24 protein-coding genes are annotated in these 24,710 nt (G+C 64.7%); 13 read left to right on the top strand and 11 right to left on the bottom strand.

The genetic code is table 11. The features are described 5' to 3' along the window. Positions 1-30: 30 nt before the first annotated feature. The gene (locus BLV60_RS11425; RefSeq protein ID WP_093054436.1) at positions 31-858 is read left to right on the top strand and encodes an IclR family transcriptional regulator; all 828 of its coding nucleotides are present in this window, start codon (positions 31-33) and stop codon (positions 856-858) included. Between the two features lie 71 nt (positions 859-929). On the opposite strand, the gene BLV60_RS11420 is transcribed toward BLV60_RS11425, so the two are convergent. From BLV60_RS11420 to BLV60_RS11385, 8 genes are all read right to left on the bottom strand, one after another. Next, positions 930-2,159, bottom strand: a complete 1,230-nt coding sequence (locus BLV60_RS11420) for a serine hydrolase (RefSeq protein ID WP_093054434.1) — start codon at positions 2,157-2,159, stop codon at positions 930-932. Between the two features lie 117 nt (positions 2,160-2,276). After that, positions 2,277-3,815 (bottom strand): 2-isopropylmalate synthase, encoded by a 1,539-nt coding sequence (locus tag BLV60_RS11415; RefSeq protein ID WP_093054432.1) that lies wholly within the window; start codon positions 3,813-3,815, stop codon positions 2,277-2,279. 58 nt (positions 3,816-3,873) lie between these two features. Next, entirely contained in the window at positions 3,874-5,577 is a 1,704-nt protein-coding gene (gene leuA / locus BLV60_RS11410; RefSeq protein ID WP_093054924.1) for a 2-isopropylmalate synthase, read from the bottom strand. A 187-nt stretch (positions 5,578-5,764) separates the two neighbouring features. Further along, positions 5,765-6,589 carry a CDP-diacylglycerol--serine O-phosphatidyltransferase gene (gene pssA, locus BLV60_RS11405; RefSeq protein ID WP_093054430.1) on the bottom strand — a complete coding sequence of 275 codons (825 nt, stop codon included), beginning with the start codon at positions 6,587-6,589 and terminating at the stop codon, positions 5,765-5,767. A gap of 183 nt (positions 6,590-6,772) precedes the next feature. Next, a complete protein-coding gene (gene ilvC, locus BLV60_RS11400) occupies positions 6,773-7,789 on the bottom strand; it encodes a ketol-acid reductoisomerase (protein WP_093054428.1) in 1,017 nt (338 codons plus the stop codon). 50 nt (positions 7,790-7,839) lie between these two features. Further along, positions 7,840-8,100, bottom strand: a complete 261-nt coding sequence (locus tag BLV60_RS11395; RefSeq protein ID WP_093054426.1) for a DUF4282 domain-containing protein — start codon at positions 8,098-8,100, stop codon at positions 7,840-7,842. A 53-nt stretch (positions 8,101-8,153) separates the two neighbouring features. Continuing rightward, positions 8,154-8,645, bottom strand: coding sequence for an acetolactate synthase small subunit (gene ilvN, locus BLV60_RS11390; protein ID WP_007834236.1), 492 nt, complete (start codon positions 8,643-8,645; stop codon positions 8,154-8,156). Between the two features lie 104 nt (positions 8,646-8,749). Next, complete coding sequence (locus BLV60_RS11385) at positions 8,750-10,534, bottom strand: acetolactate synthase 3 catalytic subunit (RefSeq protein WP_093054423.1); 1,785 nt, start codon at positions 10,532-10,534, stop codon at positions 8,750-8,752. 282 nt (positions 10,535-10,816) lie between these two features. Between BLV60_RS11385 and BLV60_RS11380 the strand changes: the two genes are divergently transcribed. Genes BLV60_RS11380 through BLV60_RS11355 form a run of 6 tightly spaced genes read left to right on the top strand, consistent with a single transcriptional unit; the run spans position 10,817 to position 14,269 of the window. After that, entirely contained in the window at positions 10,817-11,383 is a 567-nt protein-coding gene (locus tag BLV60_RS11380; RefSeq protein WP_093054421.1) for an RNA polymerase sigma factor, read from the top strand. After that, on the top strand, positions 11,380-11,805 hold the full coding sequence (locus BLV60_RS11375) for a DUF3619 family protein (protein WP_093054419.1): 426 nt from the start codon (positions 11,380-11,382) through the stop codon (positions 11,803-11,805). Before BLV60_RS11380 ends, BLV60_RS11375 begins: the two co-directional genes overlap by 4 nt. 57 nt (positions 11,806-11,862) lie before the next feature. Continuing rightward, positions 11,863-12,663, top strand: coding sequence for a DUF3106 domain-containing protein (locus BLV60_RS11370; protein WP_256328977.1), 801 nt, complete (start codon positions 11,863-11,865; stop codon positions 12,661-12,663). 13 nt (positions 12,664-12,676) lie between these two features. Further along, positions 12,677-13,243: an RDD family protein gene (locus BLV60_RS11365; protein ID WP_093054415.1), complete on the top strand. Its 567-nt coding sequence runs from the start codon at positions 12,677-12,679 to the stop codon at positions 13,241-13,243. Next, on the top strand, positions 13,240-13,647 hold the full coding sequence (locus BLV60_RS11360) for a diacylglycerol kinase (protein ID WP_093054413.1): 408 nt from the start codon (positions 13,240-13,242) through the stop codon (positions 13,645-13,647). The genes BLV60_RS11365 and BLV60_RS11360 overlap by 4 nt, the downstream gene beginning before the upstream one ends. Before the next feature lie 31 nt (positions 13,648-13,678). Further along, positions 13,679-14,269, top strand: a complete 591-nt coding sequence (locus tag BLV60_RS11355) for an LOG family protein (RefSeq protein WP_093054411.1) — start codon at positions 13,679-13,681, stop codon at positions 14,267-14,269. Between the two features lie 39 nt (positions 14,270-14,308). On the opposite strand, the gene BLV60_RS11350 is transcribed toward BLV60_RS11355, so the two are convergent. Together BLV60_RS11350 and BLV60_RS11345 are read right to left on the bottom strand one after the other, a co-directional pair. Next, on the bottom strand, positions 14,309-14,647 hold the full coding sequence (locus BLV60_RS11350; RefSeq protein ID WP_093054409.1) for a P-II family nitrogen regulator: 339 nt from the start codon (positions 14,645-14,647) through the stop codon (positions 14,309-14,311). Further along, positions 14,644-16,341, bottom strand: a complete 1,698-nt coding sequence (locus tag BLV60_RS11345; RefSeq protein WP_093054407.1) for an NAD+ synthase — start codon at positions 16,339-16,341, stop codon at positions 14,644-14,646. Before BLV60_RS11345 ends, BLV60_RS11350 begins: the two co-directional genes overlap by 4 nt. A 19-nt stretch (positions 16,342-16,360) precedes the next feature. Here BLV60_RS11345 and BLV60_RS11340 point away from each other — a divergent pair, with 19 nt between their 5' ends. The 3 genes from BLV60_RS11340 (at position 16,361) to BLV60_RS11330 (ending at position 19,078) form a co-directional block, all read left to right on the top strand. Then, positions 16,361-17,515 carry a GNAT family N-acetyltransferase gene (locus BLV60_RS11340; RefSeq protein ID WP_093054405.1) on the top strand — a complete coding sequence of 385 codons (1,155 nt, stop codon included), beginning with the start codon at positions 16,361-16,363 and terminating at the stop codon, positions 17,513-17,515. Positions 17,516-17,584: 69 nt separating this feature from the next. Continuing rightward, positions 17,585-18,337 carry a hypothetical protein gene (locus tag BLV60_RS11335; RefSeq protein WP_093054403.1) on the top strand — a complete coding sequence of 251 codons (753 nt, stop codon included), beginning with the start codon at positions 17,585-17,587 and terminating at the stop codon, positions 18,335-18,337. 99 nt (positions 18,338-18,436) lie between these two features. Then, complete coding sequence (locus BLV60_RS11330; RefSeq protein ID WP_093054401.1) at positions 18,437-19,078, top strand: lysozyme inhibitor LprI family protein; 642 nt, start codon at positions 18,437-18,439, stop codon at positions 19,076-19,078. Between the two features lies 1 nt (position 19,079). Here the strand turns inward: BLV60_RS11330 and ppa are convergent, their stop codons facing one another. Next, a complete protein-coding gene (ppa, locus tag BLV60_RS11325) occupies positions 19,080-19,607 on the bottom strand; it encodes an inorganic diphosphatase (protein WP_093054399.1) in 528 nt (175 codons plus the stop codon). Between the two features lie 254 nt (positions 19,608-19,861). Between ppa and BLV60_RS11320 the strand changes: the two genes are divergently transcribed. The 3 genes from BLV60_RS11320 to BLV60_RS11310 are packed head-to-tail and all read left to right on the top strand — an operon-like array spanning position 19,862 to position 24,705. After that, positions 19,862-22,378 (top strand): sodium-translocating pyrophosphatase, encoded by a 2,517-nt coding sequence (locus BLV60_RS11320; RefSeq protein WP_093054922.1) that lies wholly within the window; start codon positions 19,862-19,864, stop codon positions 22,376-22,378. Position 22,379: 1 nt separating this feature from the next. Then, positions 22,380-22,748 (top strand): nuclear transport factor 2 family protein, encoded by a 369-nt coding sequence (locus BLV60_RS11315; RefSeq protein ID WP_093054397.1) that lies wholly within the window; start codon positions 22,380-22,382, stop codon positions 22,746-22,748. Between the two features lie 55 nt (positions 22,749-22,803). Then, a complete protein-coding gene (locus BLV60_RS11310; protein ID WP_093054395.1) occupies positions 22,804-24,705 on the top strand; it encodes a YhgE/Pip domain-containing protein in 1,902 nt (633 codons plus the stop codon). Positions 24,706-24,710 lie beyond the last annotated feature (5 nt).

The raw sequence follows: 24,710 nt of genomic DNA, 5'->3' as shown, positions 1-24,710 counted from the left end.
AATGGCGCCCGGTCATCACCGCAAAGCGCCATGAGAAAAAACCAATCCGACATTCCCGCCGTCCCCGTGATCCAGGTGATCGAGCGCATGTTCGCGCTGATCGATGTCCTGGCATCCCGCGAGGAGGCCATTTCGCTGAAGGAGATCAGCGAAAAAACCGGGCTCCACCCGTCGACCACGCACCGCATCCTGAACGACCTGGCGGTTGGTCGTTTTGTTGATCGGCCCGAAGCCGGCAGCTACCGGCTGGGCATGCGCCTGCTGGAACTGGGCAACCTGGTCAAGGGCCGACTCAACGTGCGCGACGCCGCCCTGGGCCCGATGCGCGAGCTGCACAAGCTGACGCAGCAGCCCGTCAACCTGAGCATGCGCCAGGGCGACGAGATCGTGTACATCGAGCGCTCCTACAGTGAGCGCTCGGGCATGCAGGTGGTGCGCGCCATCGGCGGCCGCGCCGCCCTGCACCTCACCTCTACAGGCAAGCTCTTCCTGGCTGCGGACGATCCGCAGCGCGTGCGCAGCTACGCCACGCGCACAGGTCTGGCCGGCCATACGCGCAACAGCATCACCCAGTTGCCGGCACTGGAGCGCGAACTGTCGAAGGCGCGCCAGTACGGCATTGCCCGCGACAACGAGGAGCTGGAGCTGGGCGTGCGCTGCATGGCCGCCGGCATCTACGACGACCAGGGCAAGCTGGTGGCGGGCCTGTCGATCTCCGCACCGGCTGACCGGCTGGACGAAGGCTGGCTACCCAAGCTGCAGGCCACCGCCAATGAAATCTCGGGCGCGCTGGGATTCAAGGACGGCACGGCTGCGACGCCGTCGCCTTCGGGCAGCACGCCGCCAGCAGGCGCCTGACCCGGGCCTATCCCCAAAAGCAAACAGGCCCTGTGAAGGGCCTGTTTTCGTTACAGCCTGCGGTTGACCGATCAGCCCGCGACCTGATACGCAGCATTGCGCGACGAAGCTGCCGGCGAACCGACGGAATGCGTAGCCTCAACCCAGCGGCGAACCCGCTCGGCATCTGCAATGCGGCTGAACTTGCCGGCCGAATCCAGGAACACCATGATCAGCTTGCGCCCGGCGACCTTCGCCTGCATCACAAGGCATTGGCCGGCCTCAGAGATGTAGCCCGTCTTCTGCACGCCGATTTCCCAATCGGGGCTCTTCACGAGGCGATTGGTGGTGTTGAACTGCAGCACGCGGTTGCCGACTTCGACCTGGTATTCCGGCGAGGTGGACAGCGAACGTACCGTGGCATCGGAATAGGCGGCATTGACCAGCAGCGCCAGGTCTTGCGCGCTCGACTGGTTGCTGCTCGACAGGCCGGTAGGCTCGACGTAGCGCGTGTCCTTCATGCCGAGCATCTTGGCCTTGGCGTTCATGATGCTCACGAAGGTCGTCAGGCCACCCGGGTAGGTGCGGCCCAGCGCATGCGCGGCGCGGTTTTCGCTCGACATCAGCGCCAGGTGCAGCAGTTCGCCGCGCGACAGCGTAGTGCCGACCGTCAGGCGCGAGCTGCTGCGCTTTTCGGTGTCGACGTCGTCCTGCGTGATGGTGATGAGCTCGTCGTTCGGAAGATGGGCTTCGCTGATGAGCAGGCCGGTCATGAGCTTGGTGAGCGACGCGATCGGCAGCACGGCGTGGTCGTTCTTGCTGAACAGCACTTCGTGCGTGTCCTGGTCGATGACCAGCGCGACGCTCGACTTCAGGTCGAGTACGTCTTCGGTGCCATGCAGGCCGGCCATCTGGCCGAAGGATTGGCGCGGGGGCGCCTCGACGACGCGAACCACCGAGCGGCGCTGCACGGCCACCACGGTCTTGCCATTTCTCTTGTGGATGGTGGCTACGACATTGCGGCCACCGCGAACGACCTTCTCGGCGCGCTCACTCTTCTCGGCACGGCCGCCGCGCTTGGCGACAACAACGGGCACGGGACCGCGCGCGGTTTTGGACGAAGCGGCGTTGCGCTTTACCTCGACCGGCACCGGACCCTTCGCCTTCTTGGCGACTGTGGTCTTGGCGGCAGCGGGCTTTTCTTTCTTGGCTGCCTGGGCGCCAGGCAGCAAAAACGCCGTAGCGCACAGCGCGACGGCGATGAATTTGAACGCGGGTAGAAACCGCTGGCTGGAAACTCGGCGTAGACGGGCTTCGGGCATTAATAAATCTCCAGCGGCGACAAACGAGGACCGCAGTGTATCCAAATCAAAAAAAGCACGCAATATCAGTTACTTGCATCCTCTTCTTCAATCGAATACCAAGGATCGCCTGAAAACCTAACCTTGTGCCGCAACTCTCTCAGCTTGGCTCTGTAACTTATTGAGCGCACTCAAATAAGCCTTTGCCGAAGCAACCACGATGTCCGGGTCTGCACCCACACCGTTGACCACCCGCCCTGCGTTTTGTAACCGGACTGTAACTTCTCCTTGGCTTTCCGTCGAGCCACTGATGGCATTTACAGAGTAAAGAACCATCTCGGCGCCGCTCTTGACATGCGACTCGATGGCCTTCAGGGAAGCATCAACCGGGCCATTCCCGTCGGATTCGCCGGTGACTTCCTTGCCCTGGACGGTGAACACGACCTTCGCCTGGGGGCGCTCGCCGGTTTCGCTGTGCTGGGAGAGAGAGACGAAAGCAAACTGCTCACCAACGTTCGACACCTCTTCCGCGCTGACGAGCGCGAGGATGTCCTCGTCGAAAATTTCGGACTTGCGGTCGGCCAACTCCTTGAAGCGCAGGAACGCGGCGTTGATGTCGCCTTCGCTGGCCATGGTCACGCCCAGTTCCTGCAGGCGCTGCTTGAAGGCATTGCGGCCGCTGAGCTTGCCCAGCACGATCTTGTTGGCCGTCCAGCCCACATCCTCGGCGCGCATGATCTCGTAGGTGTCGCGCGCCTTGAGCACGCCGTCCTGGTGAATGCCCGAGGCGTGCGCGAAGGCATTGGCGCCCACCACCGCCTTGTTGGGCTGCACCACGAAGCCGGTGGTCTGGCTGACCATGCGGCTCGCGGCCACGATGTGCTGCGTGTCGATCCTGAGGTCGAGCCCGAAGTAGTCCTTGCGGGTCTTCACCGCCATGACGACTTCTTCGAGCGAGCAGTTGCCCGCGCGCTCGCCCAGGCCGTTGATGGTGCATTCGACCTGGCGCGCGCCGCCGATCTTCACGCCGGCCAGCGAGTTGGCCACGGCCATGCCGAGGTCGTTGTGGCAATGCACCGACCAGATCGCCTTGTCGCTGTTGGGAATGCGCTCGCGCAGCATCTTGATGAAGTTGCCGTAGAGCTCGGGAATGGCGTAGCCGACGGTGTCGGGCACGTTGATGGTGGTGGCACCCTCGTTGATCACGGTTTCGAGCACGCGGCACAGGAAGTCCGGGTCGCTGCGATAGCCGTCTTCTGGGCTGAACTCCACGTCGGCCATCTGGTTGCGCGCGAAGCGCACGGCCAGCTTGGCCTGTTCATGCACCTCGTCGGGCGACATGCGCAGCTTCTTTTCCATGTGAAGCGGCGACGTTGCGATGAAGGTGTGGATGCGCCCTCGGGCCGCGCCCTTCAGGGCTTCGGCCGCACGTGCGATGTCGCGGTCGTTGGCACGCGAGAGGCCGCACACCGTCGAGTCCTTGATGGCGTTGGCAATCGCCTTCACGGCCTCGAAGTCGCCGTTCGAGCTGGCGGGAAAGCCAGCCTCGATGACGTCGACCTTCAGCCGCTCCAGCAGCTTGGCAATGCGCAGTTTCTCGTCGCGCGTCATCGAGGCGCCGGGCGATTGCTCGCCGTCGCGCAGGGTGGTGTCGAAAATAATAAGTTGGTCGGTCATCGTGGGTCTCCGTTGTTCATCCCCCCACGCGCACCCGACCAAGGTCGGCGCGGCAGCGTCAGGCGACTTCAACCGCCGATTGTGCTCCGTGCGCGCCCCGGGTCCGTGCACGCTGCACGCCCGAAACAATCGCTTTCAGCGACGCTGTGATCACGTTTGCGTCGATGCCCACGCCGAACAGCGTCTGGCTTTCGTCGACGCGCAGTTCCAGATATGCCACCGCCTTGGCGTCGGCACCTGCGCCGATGGCGTGCTGGTGGTAGTCCATCACGCGCACCGTGTGGCCGGTGGCCTTGCTCAGTGCCTGCGTGAAGGCGTCGATGGGGCCATTGCCGCGGCCTTCGATGGCGTGGACTTCAGCATCCCACGGCAGATCGCCGCGCAGAACCACGGAAGCGTTGGCGCCCTCGCCTTCTTCCTCGATCACGCGATTCTGCAAGGACTGCGCGGTTTCGATGCCGTACTCGCGCACGAACAGCTGCCAGAGGTCAGCGGCCGTAAGCTCCTTGCCGGCGACGTCCATCACGCGTTGCACGGTCTGCATGAACTCCATCTGCAGGCGGCGCGGCATCTCGATGCCGTATTCGCTCTCGAGCAGATAAGCCATGCCGCCCTTGCCGGACTGGCTGTTCACGCGGATCACGGCTTCATAGCTGCGGCCCACGTCCTTCGGGTCGATGGGGAGGTAGGGCATGTCCCAGATGTCGCCTTCCTTGCGCGCGGCGAAGGCCTTCTTGATCGCGTCCTGGTGTGAGCCCGAGAACGAGGTGTAGACGAGGTCACCTACATACGGATGGCGCGGATGTACCGGGATCTGGTTGCAATGCTCGACCGTGGCGCGGATCTCGTCGATGTTCGAAAAATCGAGCTCGGGCGAAACGCCCTGCGTGTAGAGGTTGAGCGCAACATTCACGAGATCGAGGTTGCCGGTGCGCTCGCCATTGCCGAACAGGCAGCCTTCGATACGCTCGGCGCCGGCCATCAAGGCCAGTTCACCGGCGGCGGTGCCGGTGCCGCGGTCGTTGTGCGGATGCACGCAAAGCACGATGGAGTCGCGGCGCGCGAGGTTACGGTGCATCCACTCGATCATGTCCGCGAAGATGTTCGGCGTGGAATGCTCGACCGTGGTTGGCAGGTTGACGATGCACTTGCGCTGCGGCGTAGGCGCCCAGACTTCTGTCACCGCATCGACCACGCGCTTCGAGAACACGACGTCGGTGCCCGAGAACATTTCGGGCGAGTACTGGAAGGTCCACTGCGTGTTCGGCTGCTTGGCGGCGAACTCATTGAACATGCGCGCGTGGCTGCTCGCAAGTTCAACGATCTGGTCTTCGTCCATGTTGAGCACCACGCGGCGCATCACGGGCGCGACGGCGTTGTAGAGGTGCACGATGGCGCGCGGAGCACCCTGCAGCGATTCAAAAGTGCGGGCGATGAGGTGGTCGCGCGCCTGCGTCAGCACCTGGATCGTCACGTCGTCGGGGATGCGGTCTTCCTCGATGAGCTTGCGCACGAAGTCGAATTCGACCTGCGAAGCCGAGGGAAAGCCGACTTCGATTTCCTTGAAGCCGATGGCCACGAGGGTCTCGAACATGCGCATCTTGCGCGCGATGTCCATGGGCTCGACCAACGCCTGGTTGCCATCGCGCAGGTCGGTCGACAGCCAGATCGGCGCCTTGGTCAGCACGGCATCGGGCCAGGTGCGGTCCTTGAGGCCGATCGGGGCGAATGCGCGGTATTTGCTTTGAGGTTGCTTGAGCATGTCGATTTCTCTGAGATGGTTGGTGATCAACCAGCAACCCCAAAAACAAACGGCCCGTTGCTGGTGCGAACGGGCCGTGGTGAGGGATTTGCGCGTGCGCTACCGTCTCCGCCCGTGAGGGAGGGCTAGTAGAGCCAGCAGCGAAATCTTGGTCATGAGGGTTGCGAATGTAGCACAAGCCACCGGGTCAGTTGTGCAGACCCCGTTCGTCGGGTTCTTCCGTCGAGGTGCTGATCACACTGACCGGCTGACCCTTGGCCTTGCGCCACGCATAGACCACGTAGCCGCTCAGGCCGTAGATGACGAACAGGCTGAACAGCACAGTCGGCGGATGGATGTTGATGACGGCAATGCCCAGCGCGATCAGCACGATCACCGCGAAAGGCACGCTCTTCTTCATCTGGATGTCCTTGAAGCTGTAGAACGGCGCGTTGGTGACCATCGTGAGACCCGCGTACAGCGTGAAGCCGAAAGTGACCCAGGTGATCTGCGTCCACGAGAGATACAGCACCTCGCCGCCGCGCTTGCCCCACTCGTTCACAAGCCAGATGAAGCCCGCCACGAGCGCAGCGGCCGCGGGCGACGGCAGGCCCTGGAACCAGCGCTTGTCGACCACGCCGGTGTTGACGTTGAAGCGCGCGAGCCGCAGCGCCGCGCAGGCGCAGTACACGAAGGCCGCAATCCAGCCCCAACGGCCCAGGCCCTTGAGCGACCATTCGTAGGCGATGAGCGCGGGCGCCGCACCGAACGACACCATGTCGGACAGCGAATCCATCTGCTCGCCGAACGCGCTCTGCGTATTCGTCATGCGGGCCACGCGCCCATCCAGGCTGTCGAGCACCATCGCGGCGAACACACCGAGCGCCGCGAGGTCGAAGCGCGCATTCATGGCCATCACAACCGAATAGAAGCCGCCGAACAACGCCGCCAGCGTGAACAGGTTCGGCAGGATGTAGATGCCTTTGCGGCGTTTGCGCGGCTGCACATCGTCGGGGAGCGTGTCGTCATGCATTGAATTTGCCTCCGTCCCTCATGGGCACTGCGCGAGCAGCTATCCATTCGATAGCATCTTGATCTTTGAATCGCATGGCTCGCAGTGTAGTTCAGGGGCTGCGTCGCCCCCGTCAAACAAAAGGGCCACCGCAACGGGTGGCCCTTGGGAAACGGGTGCCGAGGCACCCTTCTGGCTCGCAGATCAGTTGCGGGTCTGGTCGACCAGCTTGTTCTTCTTGATCCAGGGCATCATCGCGCGCAGCTTTTCGCCGACGACTTCGATCTGATGCTCGGAGTTCAGGCGGCGGCGGCTGATCAGCGTCGGAGCGCCGGCAGCGTTTTCCAGCACGAAGCTCTTGGCGTATTCGCCGGTCTGGATGTCCTTCAGCACTTGCTTCATGACCTTCTTGGTCTCTTCGGTCACGACGCGCGGGCCGGTGACGTACTCGCCGTATTCGGCGTTGTTCGAGATCGAGTAATTCATGTTGGCGATGCCGCCTTCATAGATCAGGTCGACGATCAGCTTCAGTTCGTGCAGGCATTCGAAGTACGCCATTTCGGGCGCGTAGCCGGCTTCCACCAGCGTTTCGAAACCAGCCTTGATCAGCTCGACCGTGCCGCCGCACAGAACCGCTTGTTCGCCGAACAGGTCGGTCTCGGTTTCTTCGCGGAAGTTGGTCTCGATGATGCCGGCCTTGCCGCCGCCGTTGGCGGTGGCGTAGCTCAGCGCGAGGTCACGCGCCTTGCCGGTCTTGTCCTGGTGCACGGCCACGAGGTGGGGCACGCCGCCACCTTGGGTGTACGTGCTGCGCACGGTGTGGCCAGGGGCCTTGGGAGCGACCATCCACACGTCGAGGTCGGCGCGGGGCTGGACAAAGCCGTAGTGCACGTTGAAGCCGTGTGCGAAGACCAGCGAAGCGCCTTCCTTGATGTTCGGCGCGACGTCGTTCTTGTAGACGTTGGCGATCTGCTCGTCGGGCAGCAGGATCATCACGACGTCGGCGGCCTTCACGGCGTCGGCGACTTCAGCAACCTTCAGGCCGGCCTTCTCGACCTTGGGCCACGAAGCACCACCCTTGCGCAAGCCGACCACGACCTTGACGCCGCTGTCGTTCAGGTTCTGCGCGTGCGCATGGCCTTGCGAGCCATAACCGATGATTGCCACCGTCTTGCCCTTGATGAGGCTCAGGTCCGCGTCTTTGTCGTAGTAAACCTTCATGTGTATCTCTCCTAAAAAATCTCGAGCATCCGTAGCGGGATGCATTTCACTCAGAGGCCGGAGGAATTCCGGTCCTTCATTTGCTGGTTGATGGACACGAGGCTGTCGTGGATGCGGAACAGCACGATGAGCAATTCACTGTAGATGCGAACGCCGATGGTGCCGAAGATCAGGACCGTGAAAGCCGGCAGGTACTGGCGCTGGTACAGCGCCGCCACCGCCAGGACGATCACACCCAGCAGGCCGAGAAAGTAGAGCCCCCGGACGATCGCCGGGGTCACCATCTTGTCGAAACCGAGCAGACCTCGCATCACTCTTGCCTCATGTGTGGATGAACGTATGAACTGAGGGCGCTTTCACCCTCCTACACGCGCAGGATGCGCTCGCCGCGCCCGATGCCGCTGGCACCGGTACGGACTGTCTCGAGGATAGCGCTACGTTCGATCGCTTCAAGAAAAGCGTCGTTCTTGCCGTGGTCGCCGGTGAGTTCGATGGTGTAGCTCTTGTCGGTCACGTCGATGATGCGGCCGCGGAAGATTTCTGCCATGCGCATCATTTCCTCGCGCTCCTTGCCGACCGCGCGCACCTTCACCATCATGAGTTCGCGTTCGGTGTAGGCGCCTTCGGTCAGGTCGACGACCTTCACCACTTCGATCAGGCGGTTCAGGTGCTTGGTGATCTGCTCGATCACGTCGTCGGAACCGGTGGTGACGATGGTCATGCGCGAGAGGCTTGCGTCCTCCGTGGGCGCCACCGTGAGCGATTCGATGTTGTAGCCGCGGGCCGAGAAAAGGCCCACCACGCGGGAAAGAGCACCCGGCTCGTTTTCCAGCAGCACTGCAATGATGTGTTTCATGTTTGCGTGACTCCTCTTTTCGCCGCCCTCCCCCGCGCACGGTAATGCGCGGGCTCGGCGAGCAATAGATTCGTCAGTAAAGAGTTGAGCGAATGTTCCGCGGATCAGAGATCTTCGGAACCCAACAGCATTTCGGTGATGCCCATGCCGGCCTTCACCATCGGGAACACGTTTTCGGTGGGATCGGTGCGGAAGTCCATGAACACCGTGCGGTCCTTGAGCTTGCGTGCTTCGCGCAGCGCGGGCTCCACGTCTTGTGGACGCTCGATCAGCATGCCGACGTGGCCATAGGCCTCGGCGAGCTTCACGAAGTTGGGCAGTGCATCCATGTAGCTGTGGCTGTAGCGGCCGGAGTATTCGATCTCCTGCCACTGGCGCACCATGCCCAGGTAGCGGTTGTTGAGCGAGCAGATCTTGATCGGCGTGTTGTATTGCAGGCAGGTGGAGAGTTCCTGGATGCACATCTGCACCGAGCCTTCGCCGGTGATGGTGAACACTTCCGAATCGGGCTTCGCGAGCTTGATGCCCATGGCGTAGGGAATGCCCACGCCCATGGTGCCCAGGCCGCCCGAGTTGATCCAGCGGCGTGGCTCGTCGAAGCGGTAGTACTGGGCAGCCCACATCTGGTGCTGACCCACGTCCGACGTGATATACGCGTCGGCGTCCTTGGTCATGTTCCAGAGGGTCTCGACCACGTACTGCGGCTTGATCACGTCCTTGTTGCCGCGGTCGTACTTCAGGCAGTCGCGCGAGCGCCAGGCCTCGATGGTCTTCCACCAGTCGGACAGAGCGCCTGCATCGGGCTTGGTGGTGCTCTCGCGGATCATCGAGATCAGCTCGGTGAGCACGTCCTTCACGTCGCCGACGATCGGGATGTCGACCTTCACGCGCTTGGAGATGCTCGACGGGTCGATGTCGATGTGGATGATCTTGCGTTCGTTCTGCGCGAAGTGCTTGGGATTGCCGATCACGCGGTCGTCGAAGCGCGCCCCCACGGCCAGCAGCACGTCGCAGTTCTGCATCGCGTTGTTGGCTTCGATGGTGCCGTGCATGCCCAGCATGCCCAGGAACTTGCGGTCGCTCGCCGGATAGGCGCCCAGGCCCATCAGCGTGTTGGTGACCGGGTAGCCGAGCATGTCGACCAGCGTGCGCAGTTCGTTGCAGGCGTTGCCCAGCAACACGCCGCCGCCGGTGTAGATGTACGGACGCTTGGCAGCCAGCAGCAGCTGCAGCGCCTTGCGGATCTGGCCGCCGTGGCCCTTGCGCACCGGGTTGTACGAGCGCATCTCGACCTTGTCGGGATAGCCGGTATACGGGACCTTCTTGAACGAAACGTCCTTGGGCACGTCCACCACCACGGGGCCCGGACGGCCGCTGCGTGCGATGTGGAAGGCCTTCTTCATCGTCATGGCCAGATCCTTCGGATCCTTGACGAGGAAGTTGTGCTTGACGATGGGGCGGGTGATGCCGACCGTGTCGCATTCCTGGAAGGCGTCAAGGCCGATGGCAGCCGTTGGCACCTGGCCCGAGATGATCACCATCGGGATGGAGTCCATGTACGCCGTCGCGATGCCGGTGACCGCATTGGTCAGGCCGGGACCGGAAGTGACCAGCGCCACACCGACTTCGCCGGTGGCGCGCGCATAGCCGTCAGCTGCGTGAACGGCGGCCTGCTCGTGGCGCACCAGCACATGCTGGATGGTGTCCTGCTTGTAGAACGCGTCGTAGATGTAGAGAACCGCGCCGCCGGGGTAGCCCCAGACGTACTGGACGCCTTCGGCCTGCAGTGCCTTGACCAGCACTTCAGCGCCCATGAGTTCTTGCGTCGGGTTGCCGGCGCCTGAGGACGCGGCTGCTGCGGAAACGATTTCCGCCTTGGAGATTTCCATGATCAACCTTTGTTTATTTCGGGAACGAAATACCTTGGGTGCCCCTTGCCAACCCTTGTGAGGTCGCGCCAGGACTTGAGGCCAAAGCCATGAGCGGACTGATGTTCCGCCGGACCGTGACCCGTTTGCCTTTTGACTTGCAGGGCGGATTATGACATTTCCGGGCGTTCAGATTCGCTTCAGCTGCCTTGTAAAGCTACAAAGGCATAATCCGCGGCGGTAAACATACGCGATCGCTAGACCCTCTTCCCCACGCGGCGCGCTCTGCGCGCCCCCTCTCGCTTGGCCACTGAACAAGAACTCTCCGACTTCCTGAAAAGCGTTGAACGACGCGCTTTCAAGCGCTCGGTCTACCACGTGCGGGATGAAGAAGCGGCCCTCGATATCGTGCAGGACAGCATGATGAAGCTGGCGCAGCACTACGGCGACAAGCCCGCGGCCGAACTGCCGATGCTGTTCCAGCGCATCCTGTCGAACTGCACGCTCGACTGGTTCCGCCGCCAGAAAACCCGGCGCGCCCTTTTCTCCAACCTCAGCGATTTCGACTCGGTCGACGACGACGGAGATTTCGACCTGCTGGAGAACTTCGTCTCACCGACCGACTCTAGGGAATCGGAGAGCGCCGAAGACACGACCCGCCGCGCCCAGGTCTTCCACGAGATCGAGGAACAGATCGCAGCACTGCCGGGCCGTCAACGCGAGGCTTTCCTGATGCGTTACTGGGAGGAAATGGACGTCGCAGAGACGGCCGCTGCGATGGGCTGCTCCGAGGGCAGCGTCAAAACCCATTGCTCGCGAGCCGTTCACGCTCTGAGCAAGGCGCTCAAGGCCAAGGGAATATCGCTATGAACACTAAGGTTCCAACCTCAACATCCACCACCGCCGAAGACCAGTTCGGCCAGCGTCTGGTTGCCCGCCTTTCGGCCGGCAATCGAGAGCTGCCGCACGACATCGGCGAGCGGTTGCGCGTGGCGCGAGCGCAGGCCGTTTCCGCGCGCAAGCAGCCCCCGCAGTTGCGGACTGCGCCTGTGGTGGTGCAGTCGGGCCACACGCTCACACTGGGTGGAAGCTGGTGGACCCGCATCGGCTCCGTGGTGCCGTTGATTGCGCTCGTGGCCGGCCTGATCACCATCAGCGTGATGCAGGACGACGACCGCGCCAGCGAGTTGGCCGAAGTGGATTCAGCACTGCTGACGGGCGACCTGCCGCCCGCTGCCTACACCGACCCCGGTTTTGCCCAATTCCTGAAGGCCGACAGCGCCTCCGACTGATTTTTCATCGACCGAATGCGACGCCGCTCCACCCCCAGCGCAAACACCCCCCGCCCGTTGCGCCCGCTCCCGGCGGGCGCAGTCGTTTGGGCAGGTGCGCTTGCAGCCTTCAGCCTGACGCTCGCCTGCGCCCAGCCGCCCTCCGAAGCAGCCGCCAAGGCTGCAGCGGGCCCGGCTTCGGCGAGCTCCGCGTCAGCCACCAGCCCCAAGGCCATCTCAACAACCAAGCCGCTCTGGAGCGAACTCACGGCCGAGCAGCAGCAAGCCCTGAAGCCGCTGAACGCTCACTGGAACACGCTGAACGTCGGGCAAAAGAAAAAGTGGCTGGCGCTGTCGCGCAACTTCGCGAGCATGTCGGCGGACGAACAGGCCACCCTTCACAGCCGCATGATCGAATGGACCGCCCTGAGCAATCAGCAGCGCGCCCAGGCCCGCCTGAACTTCGCCGAGGTCAAGCGCATTCCGCCTGACGAGCGCAAGGTCAAATGGGAGCAGTACCAGGCCTTGAGCGAGGAAGAAAAACGCAAGCTCGCGGAACGCGCCCCACCCAAGCCACGCGGTGCCGCCATTCCCGTGCGGCCGGTCTCGTCCCAGAAGCTCGTGCCGGTGCCGGCCGTCACCCCCGGCGTACAGCACACGCCCAGGATTTTGCTGGCCCCGCCGCCCGCCCCCGCTGCCACGCCGGCCACGATCATGGTGGCATCGCCGCCGGAGCGCGTGCCCGCAGCGACGACGCCGGCGGTTTCCATCCTCCCCGTCGCGCCAGCCCCGTCCAGCATCGCTTCTCCACCGGTTCCGGCCGAAGCCCAGGTGCCCGCGCCGTCGTCGGCAGCCGAGCCATCCTCCCCCGCCCCCTGATCCCAAGGCTTCGATGGTTTCCAGCTCTCCCGAGGCTTCGGGCTCCGATCAGCCCGCCTCGCCGATCTCTCCTGCAGCCAGCGCTCCTGTTTCGATAGTGCCCGGCCTCTGGCGCCGCATGGCCTGCTGGCTCTACGAGGGCATGCTGCTGTTTGCGGTGGTGTTCGTTTCGGGCTGGCTCTTCAGCACGCTTGGTCAGATGCGCGACGCCATGGATTCGCGCCGCCATCTATTTCAGGCTTTTCTTTTCGTGGTGTTCGGCGTGTACTTCGTCTGGTTCTGGACCAAAGGCCAGACCCTCGCCATGAAAACCTGGAACATCCGCATCGTCGACGTGCACGGCCAGCCCATCAGCCAACGCCGCGCGCTGGCGCGCTACCTGCTGAGCTGGGTCTGGTTCCTGCCGCCGCTGGCCGCCATCGCGCCCTTCAAGCTGTCGGGCGGCGAATCGACCGTCCTGATCTTCGGCTGGGTCGCTGTCTGGGCCCTGCTGGCGCGTTTTCACCCCGAACGCCAGTTCTGGCACGACGCCTGGGCCGGTACACGGCTCATCACCTCCAAACCGATGAGTCGCCAATGAGTGCCTTGCCCAAGCTTCCCGATCCCGCCGTCAATCCGCAAAAAGCCCGCAAGGGCTTCGAACGCGTCTGGCACGCCACGCTGATCTCGCTACACGGCCTGCACGCCGGCTGGAGCGAGCCCGCCTTCCGCCAGGAAGCCATCATGTCGATCGTGATGATTCCGGCCTCCTTCTGGCTCGGGCGCAGCTGGGTCGAGGTGGCGCTGCTCGCGGGCAGCGCCATCCTGGTGATGATCGTCGAGTTGCTCAACACCGCGGTGGAAGCCGCCATCGACCGCATCGGCCCCGAGTGGCACGACCTCTCCAAGCGCGCCAAGGACATGGGTAGCGCCGCCGTGCTGCTGTCGCTCACGCTGTGCGGCGGCATCTGGGCGGCAGCGTTGTGGCAACGCTTCGTGTCATGAGAAGGCCCACGGGCTGCGGCATGATGGCAGGATGAATCCTGAATTTTCGATCTGTGTGTATTGCGGCTCGCGCCCCGGCGAGCGCCCCGAGTTTTCCCAGGCCGCGCAAGCCGTCGGCCAATGGATCGGCCAGCACGGCGGCCAGCTTGTCTACGGCGGAGGTCGCACCGGCCTGATGGGCACGGTGGCCGAGGCCACCCGCCTTGCCGGCGGCCGAGTGGTCGGCATCATCCCCAAGGCATTGGTCGACAAGGAACTGGCCAACCCGCTGTGCGATGAGTTGCACGTGGTCGACACCATGCACGAACGCAAGGCCATGATGGGTGAGCGCGCCGATGCCTTCGTCGCCCTGGCGGGCGGCATCGGCACCTTCGAGGAACTGTTCGAGATCTGGACCTGGCGCCAACTCGGCTACCACGACAAGCCCACCGGCATCCTCAACACCGCCGGCTACTACGACGGCCTGCTTGGCTTCCTGGCGCACAGCGTGCGCGAGGGCTTCATGGGCGAATGGCAGATGAGCCTGATCCGCACCGGCACCGATGTGCCCGAACTGCTCACGGCATTGCGCGCCGAAGTGCCGCTCCATCCACGCGAAGACAGGCTGTCGGAAAACCTCTGACGACCATGTCGAAAGCCCCGTCGCCGGGGCTTTCTTGCTTCAAACAGCGTTTTCGTTTTCCTCACCCGTACGGATACGCACGATGCGCTCCACGCCGGTGACAAAAATCTTCCCGTCGCCGATCTTCCCGGTGCGCGCGGAACTGACGATGGCTTCGATGCAGCGCTCCACATCGGCTTCGTTGACGACCACTTCGACCTTCATCTTGGGCAGGAAGTCGACCACGTATTCGGCGCCGCGGTAGAGCTCTGTGTGCCCCTTCTGGCGGCCGAAGCCCTTGACTTCGGTGACGGTCAGGCCGGTGACGCCCACTTCGGCCAAGGCCTCGCGCACGTCCTCGAGCTTGAAGGGTTTGACGATGGCGGTGATCTGCTTCATGGTTTTCGTGCTCCGGCGGTTTCGTTGAATTTGCTGGTGATAGGGTAACGCCAATCCTTGCCGAAGCTTCGATGGGTGACCCGGATGCCTACCGGCGCCTGGCGCCGCTTGTATTCGTTGATCCTGATGAGCCGCGCAACCCGCTCGACCACCGCACGGTCGTAACCCGCGGCAATGATCTCGTCGATGCCCTCGTCGTCCTGCATGTAGCGTGCCAGGATTCCGTCGAGGATGTCGTAGGGCGGGAGGCTGTCTTGATCGGTCTGATCGGGCCGAAGTTCGGCGCTGGGAGGCCGCGTGATGATCCGCTCGGGAATCGGCTCGGTGCCCGTGCCGTACGGATCGTGGGCATTTCGCCAGCGCGCCAGCGCGAACACGGTTGTCTTGAGCAGGTCCTTGATGACCGCGAAGCCGCCCGCCATGTCGCCGTACAGCGTGCAGTAGCCGGTGGCCATTTCGCTCTTGTTGCCCGTGGTGAGCACGATGGCGCCGAACTTGTTCGAAAGCCCCATCAGCAGCGTGCCGCGGATGCGGGCCTGGATGTTTTCCTCGGCCGTGTCCTCGGGCCGCCCCTTGAATTCTTCGGCCAGCGCGCCCTTGAAGGACTCGAAGGTGTGCTTGATGGAAATCTCGTCGTAGCGCACGCCCAGGCGGGCCGCCATGTCGCGCGCATCGATCCAGCTGATGTCGGCGGTGTAAGGCGAAGGCATCATCACCGCACGGACCTTGTCCTTGCCCAGTGCATCGACCGCGATGGCAAGCACCAATGCGGAGTCGATACCACCCGAAAGCCCCAGGATGGCGCCCGGAAAACCGTTCTTGCCGACGTAGTCGCGCACGCCGAGCACCAGGGCGTCCCAGAGTTGGGCTTCAGCGTCGCGTGGCGGTGCGATGGCCGCCGGCTCGGCTACGAAGCCAACGCCGCCTTGAGGCGTGCGCTCCAACTGCGCGAAGACCAGTTTTTCCCGGAAGCTCTCGGCCTGCATGGCCGCAGCGCCATCGGCCTGCAACGCGAACGAAGCGCCGTCGAACACCACCTCGTCCTGCCCGCCGACCAGGTGCGCGTACACCAGCGGCAGGCCGACCGCGCGCGCCCGGTCGGCCATGCGCGCGATGCGCTCGCCTTCCTTGCCCACGTGGTACGGCGACGCATTGATCACCGCCAGCACCTCGGCACCGCCTTCGCGTGCCAGTTCGGCCGGCTGGTCGAACCAGGCGTCCTCGCAGATCAGCAGGCCGACCGAGACACCGCCCGCCTCGAACACGCAGGTGCCCTGCCCCGGCGTGAAGTAGCGGCGCTCGTCGAACACCTGGTAGTTGGGCAGTTCGCGCTTGGCATACGTTTCGAGGATGCGGCCTTCCTTGATGACGCTTGCCGCGTTGTGGCGCATCTGTACGGCCACCGAGCGGCTGCGCAGGCTGCCGCCGGTCGGATGCCCCACCACCACCACCATGTCTTTGAGATCGGCCAGAGCAGCGGCAATGCCTTTCACGGCATCATCACAGGCTTCGGTGAAGGCGGGACGGAGGAACAGGTCCTCCGCCGCATAGCCGGCAATCGAGAGTTCGGGCGTCAACAAGAGGCGCGCGCCCTGTGCATGGGCATCGCGCGCGGCGTCGACGATCTTTTTCGCGTTGCCGGCGAGGTCGCCCACCACAAAATTGAGTTGCGCGATGGCGAGCTTGAGCGTCATACAGAAGGAAGAAAAAGGCTTGAACGATTATGTCATTCGGGTTCTGTCGTCGCCGGCTGACGTAAGCCCGGACGCATGGAACGCGCTGCTGGCCGCCGAGGCCGAGCCATCGCCCTTCATGCGCCATGAATACCTCGCGGCGCTGAACGACAGCCGCAGCGCCACGCCGGAGAGCGGATGGATGCCGCAGTTCGTCACGCTGTGGCAAGGCGAGCAGTTGCAGGCCGCGTGCCCGTTCTACATCAAGGACCATTCCTACGGCGAGTACGTCTTCGACTGGGCCTGGGCCAATGCCTACGAGCAGCACGGGCTCGCGTACTACCCGAAGGCCGTGGTCGCAGTGCCCTTCACGCCCGTGCCCGGCACGCGGCTGCTGGCACGCGACGCTCAAAGCCGCACGTTGCTGGTGCAAGGACTCGTCGCGCTGTGCAAGCAGGAGGAGCTGTCGTCGCTGCACCTGCTGTTCGGCGCCGATGCCGACATCACCGCCTGCACCGAAGCAGGCCTGATGCTGCGCAACACGGTGCAGTTCCACTGGACCAACGCCCAGTACCCCGACTTCGACTCCTTCCTCGCCAGCCTCTCGCACGACAAGCGCAAGAAGATCCGCCAGGAGCGCCGCAAGGTGGCCGACGCCGGCGTGAGCTTCCGGTGGTCGCGCGGCGCCGACATCTCGAAGGCCGACTGGGACTTCTTCTACCGCTGCTACGAGCGCACCTACCGCGAGCACGGCAACCCGCCCTACCTCACGCGCGACTTCTTCCGGCGCATGGCCGACACGATGCCCGAGGCCTGGCTGCTGTTCGTCGCCGAGCGCAATGGCAAACCGATGGCCACCAGCCTGATCGCCCTTTCGACGCAGCCCGATGCACCGCTCGTTGCCTACGGCCGCTACTGGGGCGCGCTGGAGCGCGTCGACTGCCTGCACTTCGAGGCTTGCTACTACCAGCCGCTGGCCTGGTGCATCGAACACGGCGCCCAGCGCTTCGAGGGCGGCGCCCAGGGCGAGCACAAGATGGCGCGCGCGCTGATGCCGGTGAAAACCACCAGCGCCCACTGGCTGGCGCACCCGGCGTTTGCCGATGCGGTCGAGCGCTTCCTGGAGCGCGAGGGCGCGGGCATCGAGAACTACATGGACCACCTGGGCGAGCGCAGCCCGTTCAAGGCCGCTTGACCAGCCTTTCTTGCCATGCGGGGCTGCTATAAAAGCGCCCGATATCCACAACAACTCAGAGAGAACTCGATGCCATTCGTCGGACTGGGGCTGCACGTCCTCATCGCGCTGTTCTTCGCCGTGCACGCAATGCGCCACGGCAAGCAGATGTACTGGCTCCTCATTCTTTTCAGCTTCCCGCTGCTGGGAAGCATCGTGTACTTCGTGGTCGAGTACCTGCCCGCCTCGCGCATGCAGCGCACCGCCGGCAAGGTGGCCAGCGCGGCCATCGGCTTCATCGACCCCGAGCGCGAATACCGCGCGGCCACCGAGGCCTACGACCTCGCCCCCACGGCCCAGAACAAGCTGCGCCTTGCCAAGGCAGCGCTCGACAAGGGGCAGGCCGCCGATGCCGTCGGCCATTACCGCGACGCACTGAAGGGCCCGCTGGCCTCCGATCCCGAACTGCAGTTCGGCCTGGCCAGCGCCCTGTTGGCTGCGGGTGGAGCGCCTGCCGGCCGCGAGGCATTGCAGGCGCTCCAGGCCCTGCGTGCCGCGCGCGACGACTACCGCAAGGACGAAGTCGCCGTGCTCACCGCCCGCGCCCTCGCCGCCGACGGACGCCAGCCGGAAGCGCGCGAAGCCTTCGAGGCCGCGCTGAGCCAGTACAACACCGTCGAGGCCCGCGCCCGTTACATCGCATGGCTTGCCCAGCAAGGCGATGCCACCGGTGCACAGCGCCAGTGGGACGAACTCCAGCAGGCCGCTCGCCACTGGAACTCGCATGCGCGTTCGGTCAATCGCGAATGGATGCGGCTGGCCAGCGACGCGGTCCGCGCCTGAAGCGTCTCCTCTGTCCAAGGGCATAGTGCCCTTGACCATTCGGCACATCGACGGCGCGCGGCGCCTCTCCTAGCATCCGCATCGAGGAGAGAGAACCGCATGCCGCCCTTCACACGCCCTGCCCTCGTGGCACTCTGCTTCATGGCGGCCAGCCAGTTGGCCACGGCCGCCAGCTTCGACTGCGCCAAGGCCGGCAACGCCACCGAGAAAGCCATCTGCGCCGACCCCGGCCTGTCACGGCAGGACGAAGCCATGGCCGCCCTCTACAAGCGGCAAGTCGAAATGCCCGGCACGGGCCAGTGGGCGACGTTCCTGAAACGCGACCAGCGTGACTGGATAGCTGTACGCAACCGCGAATGCCGCGGCAAGACCGAATGCCTCAAGCAGGACTACGAGCGGCGCATCACCTACCTGAGTCACCCGCTGCTGCATTGGATGGGACGCTATGTGGAAGGCCAATGCCCGAAGGACGGGCGCTTCCTCGACGTGACGCCCGAACTGGGCGGCACGCTGGACATCCAGATCTACGTTTGCCCCGACCCGCGCGGCAACATGCTGCTGCAGGGCAAGAACGTGCTCGACGGGCAGCGGCGCCTCGTGGTGCAGGAAGGCGGGCGTTGCACCCGCACACTCCAGTTCGACACCGACCGCGTCACCGTCTCGGACACGCCGGGCTGCGCGCCATCGCTGGCCGGCAGCTTCACGCGCGACCCGCGCCGCTCGCCCTTCGAGAACGAATAAATTACTTCTTGTAGCTGGCGATGCCGTCCAGGATTTCCTTCTTGGCCGCGTCAATGCCTTCCCAGCCCAGCACCTTGACCCACTTGCCTTCTTCCAGGTCCTTGTAGTGCTCGAAGAAGTGGCTGATGGCCTTCAGGCGCATCGGGTTCACGTCGTCGACCGACTTCCAGTGGCTGTAGATGGGCAGCACCTTGTCGGTGGGCACGGCCAGCACCTTGCCGTCAACGCCGGCTTCGTCTTCCATCATCAGGATGCCCAGGGGGCGGCACGGCACCACCACGCCCGGCAGCAGCGGATACGGAGCGATCACCAGCACGTCGACCGGGTCGCCGTCGCCCGACAGGGTCTGCGGCACGTAGCCGTAGTTGGCCGGGTAGTACATGGCCGTCGTCATGAAGCGGTCGACAAAAATCGCGCCCGATTCCTTGTCGACTTCGTACTTGATCGGGTCGGCGTTCATCGGGATTTCGATCACGACGTTGAAGGAATCGGGGACGTTCTTGCCGGGGGAAACTTTGTCGAAGGACATGACGTTTTTCGAGTAGTGGAAAAGTATGAGAGAGATGGGGACAAACCCGGAGTTTACTTTCCGTGTCACCGACCGGTCGCACGCGCACTCGTATTTGCCTGTAAATTGCAACCGTTGGCCAATCGGCTCCTCACCCTTGGTGCAGTGAGCTTCGAGGAAGCAACGCGGCGGAAAACATGGTCCCGTACGCGTTGCACGCAGGGCCCATGCTGTCCGTCTCCACAAGTCGCAACGAACGAATGGAGAAGCAAAGCATGATCGGCAACACCCCCCTGATACTGGCTATCGTCTGCGGCCTCGTGGCCGTGGCCTACGGTTTCTGGGCTCGAAGTTGGATTCTCGCGAAGGACGCAGGCAATGCCCGCATGCAGGAAATTGCAGCGGCCATCCAGGCCGGCGCCTCTGCCTACCTCGCCAAGCAGTACAGCACCATCGCCATCGTCGGCGTGGTGCTCGCCATCCTCATCGCCATCTTCCTGGACCTGACCACGGCAGTCGGCTTCATCGTGGGCGCGGTGCTCTCGGGTGCCTGCGGCTTCATCGGCATGAACGTGTCGGTGCGCGCCAACGTGCGCACGGCGCAGGCGGCCACGCAAGGCATCGGCCCGGCACTCGACGTCGCGTTCCGCGGCGGCGCCATCACCGGCATGCTGGTGGTGGGCCTGGGCCTGCTGGGCGTGTCGGCCTTCTACTGGGTCTTGATCGGCAGCAGCACGCCGGCAGCAGGTCACAGTCTCGCGGCCACCCTCAATCCGCTGATCGGCTTTGCCTTCGGCTCCTCGCTGATCTCGATCTTCGCGCGGCTGGGCGGCGGCATCTTCACCAAGGGCGCCGACGTCGGCGCCGACCTGGTGGGCAAGGTCGAGGCCGGCATCCCTGAAGACGACCCGCGCAATCCGGCCGTGATTGCCGACAACGTGGGCGACAACGTCGGCGACTGCGCCGGCATGGCGGCCGACCTGTTCGAAACCTACGCCGTGACGCTGATCGCCACCATGGTGCTGGGCGCGCTGATGGTTACCGCGGCGCCCACCAACGCCGTGCTGTACCCGCTGGCGCTGGGCGGCGTGTCGATCATCGCGTCGATCATCGGCTGCTTCTTCGTGAAGGCCTCGCCGGGCATGGTCAACGTGATGCCGGCGCTCTACAAGGGCCTGGCAGTGGCGGGCATCCTGTCGCTGATCGCATTCTGGTTCGTCACCAGCTGGCTGATTCCCGACAACGCGATCGCCCCGAGCGGCAGCCAGCTGAAGCTGTTCGGCGCCTGCTTCGTCGGCCTGGCGCTGACGGCCGCGCTGGTATGGATCACCGAGTACTACACCGGCACGCAGTACAAGCCCGTGCAGCACATCGCGCAGGCCTCGACCACGGGCCACGGCACGAACATCATCGCGGGCCTGGGCGTGTCGATGCGCTCCACGGCGTGGCCGGTGATCTTCGTGTGCATCGCCATCCTGGCTTCGTACTCGCTGGCAGGCCTCTTCGGCATTGCGGTGGCTGCCACGTCGATGCTGAGCATGGCCGGCATCGTGGTGGCGCTGGACGCCTACGGCCCCATCACCGACAACGCCGGCGGCATCGCCGAGATGAGCGACCTGCCCGCCAGCGTGCGCGCCGTGACCGACCCGCTCGACGCGGTCGGCAACACCACCAAGGCCGTGACCAAGGGCTACGCCATCGGCTCTGCGGGCCTCGCCTCGCTGGTGCTCTTCGCCGACTACACGCACAAGCTGGAGAGCTTCGGGCTGAACATCAGCTTCAACCTGAGTGACCCGATGGTGATCGTCGGCCTCTTCATCGGCGGGTTGATTCCCTACCTGTTCGGCGCGATGGCCATGGAGGCCGTGGGCCGCGCGGCGGGCGCGGTGGTGGAAGAAGTGCGGCGCCAGTTCCGCGACATCCCCGGCATCATGGAAGGCACCGGCAAGCCCGAGTACGGCAAGGCCGTGAGCATGCTGACCGGCGCGGCCATCAAGGAAATGATGATCCCGTCGCTGCTGCCGGTGCTCGTGCCGATCGTCGTCGGCCTGGTGTTGGGGCCGAAGGCGCTGGGCGGGCTGCTGATGGGCACCATCGTCACGGGCCTGTTCGTCGCCATCAGCATGTGCACCGGCGGTGGCGCCTGGGACAACGCCAAGAAGTACATCGAGGACGGCCACTTCGGCGGCAAGGGCAGCGAGACGCACAAGGCAGCCGTCACCGGTGACACCGTGGGCGACCCCTACAAGGACACGGCCGGCCCGGCCGTGAACCCGCTGATCAAGATCATCAACATCGTGGCGCTGCTCATCGTGCCGCTGGTGGTGAAGTTCCATGCCGGCGATGCGGCGGCGGCCGTGCCGGCGAAGGTCGAGATGCCGCCGGCCGCGACCGCGCCCGCCGCGATGGCTCCGTCGACGCCTGCCGCGGCGGTTGCTTCGGGCGCTGTGTCGGCCGCAGAAGCCGCAGCGGTGAAGGTCGAGAACGGCGTCGTGAAGTTCTACTTCGCGAGCGCCAGCTCCGAAGTAGCGCCCAACGCCAAGGAAGCCCTGGCCGACGTCATCAAGGCCGTGCAGAGCGGCAGCACGGTGCTCGTGAGCGGCTACCACGATGCCAGCGGCGACCCGGCCAAGAATGCCGAGCTCGCCAAGCAGCGCGCGATGGCCGTGAGCGATGCGCTCAAGGCCGCTGGTGCGCCAGAAGACAAGATCGAGCTGGCCAAGCCCGAGCAATCGCAAGCCGACGGGCCGCCCGCCGAGGCGCGCCGCGTTGAAGTCAAAGTAAAGTCCTGAAATGCCCACGCCCGAACGACTCGAATCATTCATCGCCGCCGTCGAAGGCGGCGCGCATGCCAAGGCCATCGAGGACTACTACACCGAAGATGCCACCATGCGCGAGAACCAGGCCGAGCCGCGGCGCGGCCGCAGCACGCTGGTGGCCCAGGAAAGCGCCGTGCTCGACCGCACCGAGTCGGTGGTTTCCACCTGCGTGCGGCCGGTGCTGGTGAACGGCGACCACGTGGCGATCCACTGGATCTTCGAGTTCACATTCAAGGGCGGCAGCAAGATGCGAATGGAAGAAATCGCCTGGCAGCGCTGGGAAGGCGAGCGCATCGCGGAAGAACAATTCTTCTACGACCCCGCCCAGAAAAAGCCGGGCTGACCGCTTCTGCGCGCAAATCCCACCGCCATGGCGCTGCTGCAGACCTCCTAGCCCCATGCGATACCTCCACGCACTGTTCGCCGGCACCTGGGCCATCGCCCGGGCCGAACTGGCGATCGTGCGGCGCTTTCCGCGCATCCTGCTGGCCGTGGTGGCGGTCGGCGTGGTGCCGGCGCTCTATGCACTGATCTACCTCACGAGCGTGTGGGACCCGGCCGGCCACACGGCCGACCTGCCCGCGGCCATCGTCAACCAGGACCAGGGCGTGACCTACATGTCGCGCACTGTCAACGTCGGCGACGAACTCACGCACACCCTGCTCGACAAGCGCGCCTTCGGCTTCCGCGCGATGACCGACGCGGAAGCCGCGCGCGCCGAAGTGCGGCGCGGCACGCTGGCCTTCGCGCTGCTGATTCCAGCGGACTTCAGTGCCAACGCGGTACCGGGTGCGCAGCGCGGTGCCGGGCAACTGGTGGTCTACACCTCCGAAGGCAACAACTACAGCTCGGCCGGCCTGGCGCGGCGTTTCGCGGGTGAGCTGGGGCACCAGGTCAACGAGATGCTCAACGAGCAGCGCTGGGGGCTGGTGCTGAATGCGGCCTCCGGCTCGCAGCAGCGGCTCGACAAGCTCAAGCAGGCGCTGCTGGAACTGCGCGACGGTAGCCAGACGCTGGCCAACGGCGCGACCCAATACAGCGCCGCCGCGCAGCAGGTGAGCAGCGGGTTCAAGCAGGTGAACGGCGGTATCCGCACCATCGAATCGAAGCTGCCGGTCGACGCTGACCTGCGTGCACTGAAGGCCGGCTCGCAGCAACTCGCGGCAGGCCAGCGCGAACTCGGCAGCGGGCTCGCGCAGATCGGCGACGGACTCGGCCAGCTCGAAGCCGGTGCCGACCAGCTCGGCGACGGCGCGCGCAAGATGCAGAAGGATTCCGCCGACATCCCCTTCGTGGGCGAGCGCATCGCCAAGGGCGCGGGCGAACTCGCGGCCGGCGCTGACAAGCTGCGCGGCGGCATCGATCAGGCGCAGGGGGCCATGGCCAAGGCACAGGACGGCAATCACAAGCTCGCGGCCGGCGCCACTGCGCTCGACGGCGGCGTGGGCAAGCTCACCGACGGCATGGGGGCGCTGTCTGGCGGCATCCGCACCATGGCTGGCAAGCTGCCCGCGGACAAGAAGCTCGACGAGTTCGTGCAGGGTGGCGCTCAGCTTGCGCAGGGCGCGCAGCGCCTGCTGACCGGCGTGCGCACCATCGAAGCCGCCCTGCCCGCCTCGATCACCCGCATCCAGGGCAGCGCCTCGGGGCTGGCCGATTCGGTCGAGCCCAAGGTCGAGGTGGTGGCACCGGTGGACAACAACGGCAGCGCCTTCGTGCCGAACATGGTGTCGGTGGCGCTGTGGATCGGCGCGGTGATGGCCGGCTACCTGTTCAATATCCGCATCGTGCTGGCGGACCACACCCACTACCCGAAGCTCGCCAAGACGCTCGGCAAGATCACCATGCCGGCGCTGATCGTGCTGCTGCAGGTGGCGCTGGTGCTGGCCACGCTGCTGGGCGTGCTGCAAGTGCAGGCGCCGCATGTGGCGGCGCTGGCGCTCACGATGGCGCTGGCTTCACTGGTTTTCCTGGTGGTGCTGTTCGCGATCCTGCATGTGTTCGGCGACTTCGGCCGCATCCTCACGGTGCTGCTGCTCACGCTGCAGCTGTCGGCCGGTGGCGGGGTGTTGCCGGTGGAGCTTTCGGCCGGCTTCTTCCGCACGGTGCACAGCTGGCTGCCGTTCAGCTGGGTGGTGCAGGCCTTTCGCGCGGTGATGTTCGGTGCCTTCGACGACGGATGGGCGCATGCATGCTGGGTGGTGGTGCTGTCGGGCGCAGTGGCCGTCGGGCTGATGGCGCTGTTCGGCAAGTGGAAAGAAGTGCTGCTGGCGGACTACCGGCCAACGGTGCAGATCTGAACAGC

Origin of the sequence: Variovorax sp. YR634, from assembly GCF_900106655.1 — a bacterium.
Lineage (GTDB): Bacteria > Pseudomonadota > Gammaproteobacteria > Burkholderiales > Burkholderiaceae_C > Variovorax.
The sequence above is the reverse complement of the archived record's forward strand: the minus strand, read 5'-3'. Positions and strand labels throughout refer to the sequence as shown.

Excerpts from the sequence above, each read along its gene's own strand:
- BLV60_RS11425 (WP_093054436.1), top strand. The coding sequence starts at position 31 with ATGAGAAAAAACCAATCCGACATTCCCGCCGTCCCCGTGATCCAGGTG.
- BLV60_RS11420 (WP_093054434.1), bottom strand. The coding sequence starts at position 2,159 with ATGCCCGAAGCCCGTCTACGCCGAGTTTCCAGCCAGCGGTTTCTACCC.
- BLV60_RS11415 (WP_093054432.1), bottom strand. The coding sequence starts at position 3,815 with ATGACCGACCAACTTATTATTTTCGACACCACCCTGCGCGACGGCGAG.
- leuA (WP_093054924.1), bottom strand. The coding sequence starts at position 5,577 with ATGCTCAAGCAACCTCAAAGCAAATACCGCGCATTCGCCCCGATCGGC.
- pssA (WP_093054430.1), bottom strand. The coding sequence starts at position 6,589 with ATGCATGACGACACGCTCCCCGACGATGTGCAGCCGCGCAAACGCCGC.
- ilvC (WP_093054428.1), bottom strand. The coding sequence starts at position 7,789 with ATGAAGGTTTACTACGACAAAGACGCGGACCTGAGCCTCATCAAGGGC.
- BLV60_RS11395 (WP_093054426.1), bottom strand. The coding sequence starts at position 8,100 with ATGCGAGGTCTGCTCGGTTTCGACAAGATGGTGACCCCGGCGATCGTC.
- ilvN (WP_007834236.1), bottom strand. The coding sequence starts at position 8,645 with ATGAAACACATCATTGCAGTGCTGCTGGAAAACGAGCCGGGTGCTCTT.
- BLV60_RS11385 (WP_093054423.1), bottom strand. The coding sequence starts at position 10,534 with ATGGAAATCTCCAAGGCGGAAATCGTTTCCGCAGCAGCCGCGTCCTCA.
- BLV60_RS11375 (WP_093054419.1), top strand. The coding sequence starts at position 11,380 with ATGAACACTAAGGTTCCAACCTCAACATCCACCACCGCCGAAGACCAG.
- BLV60_RS11365 (WP_093054415.1), top strand. The coding sequence starts at position 12,677 with ATGGTTTCCAGCTCTCCCGAGGCTTCGGGCTCCGATCAGCCCGCCTCG.
- BLV60_RS11360 (WP_093054413.1), top strand. The coding sequence starts at position 13,240 with ATGAGTGCCTTGCCCAAGCTTCCCGATCCCGCCGTCAATCCGCAAAAA.
- BLV60_RS11355 (WP_093054411.1), top strand. The coding sequence starts at position 13,679 with ATGAATCCTGAATTTTCGATCTGTGTGTATTGCGGCTCGCGCCCCGGC.
- BLV60_RS11350 (WP_093054409.1), bottom strand. The coding sequence starts at position 14,647 with ATGAAGCAGATCACCGCCATCGTCAAACCCTTCAAGCTCGAGGACGTG.
- BLV60_RS11345 (WP_093054407.1), bottom strand. The coding sequence starts at position 16,341 with ATGACGCTCAAGCTCGCCATCGCGCAACTCAATTTTGTGGTGGGCGAC.
- BLV60_RS11335 (WP_093054403.1), top strand. The coding sequence starts at position 17,585 with ATGCCATTCGTCGGACTGGGGCTGCACGTCCTCATCGCGCTGTTCTTC.
- BLV60_RS11330 (WP_093054401.1), top strand. The coding sequence starts at position 18,437 with ATGCCGCCCTTCACACGCCCTGCCCTCGTGGCACTCTGCTTCATGGCG.
- ppa (WP_093054399.1), bottom strand. The coding sequence starts at position 19,607 with ATGTCCTTCGACAAAGTTTCCCCCGGCAAGAACGTCCCCGATTCCTTC.
- BLV60_RS11320 (WP_093054922.1), top strand. The coding sequence starts at position 19,862 with ATGATCGGCAACACCCCCCTGATACTGGCTATCGTCTGCGGCCTCGTG.
- BLV60_RS11315 (WP_093054397.1), top strand. The coding sequence starts at position 22,380 with ATGCCCACGCCCGAACGACTCGAATCATTCATCGCCGCCGTCGAAGGC.
- BLV60_RS11310 (WP_093054395.1), top strand. The coding sequence starts at position 22,804 with ATGCGATACCTCCACGCACTGTTCGCCGGCACCTGGGCCATCGCCCGG.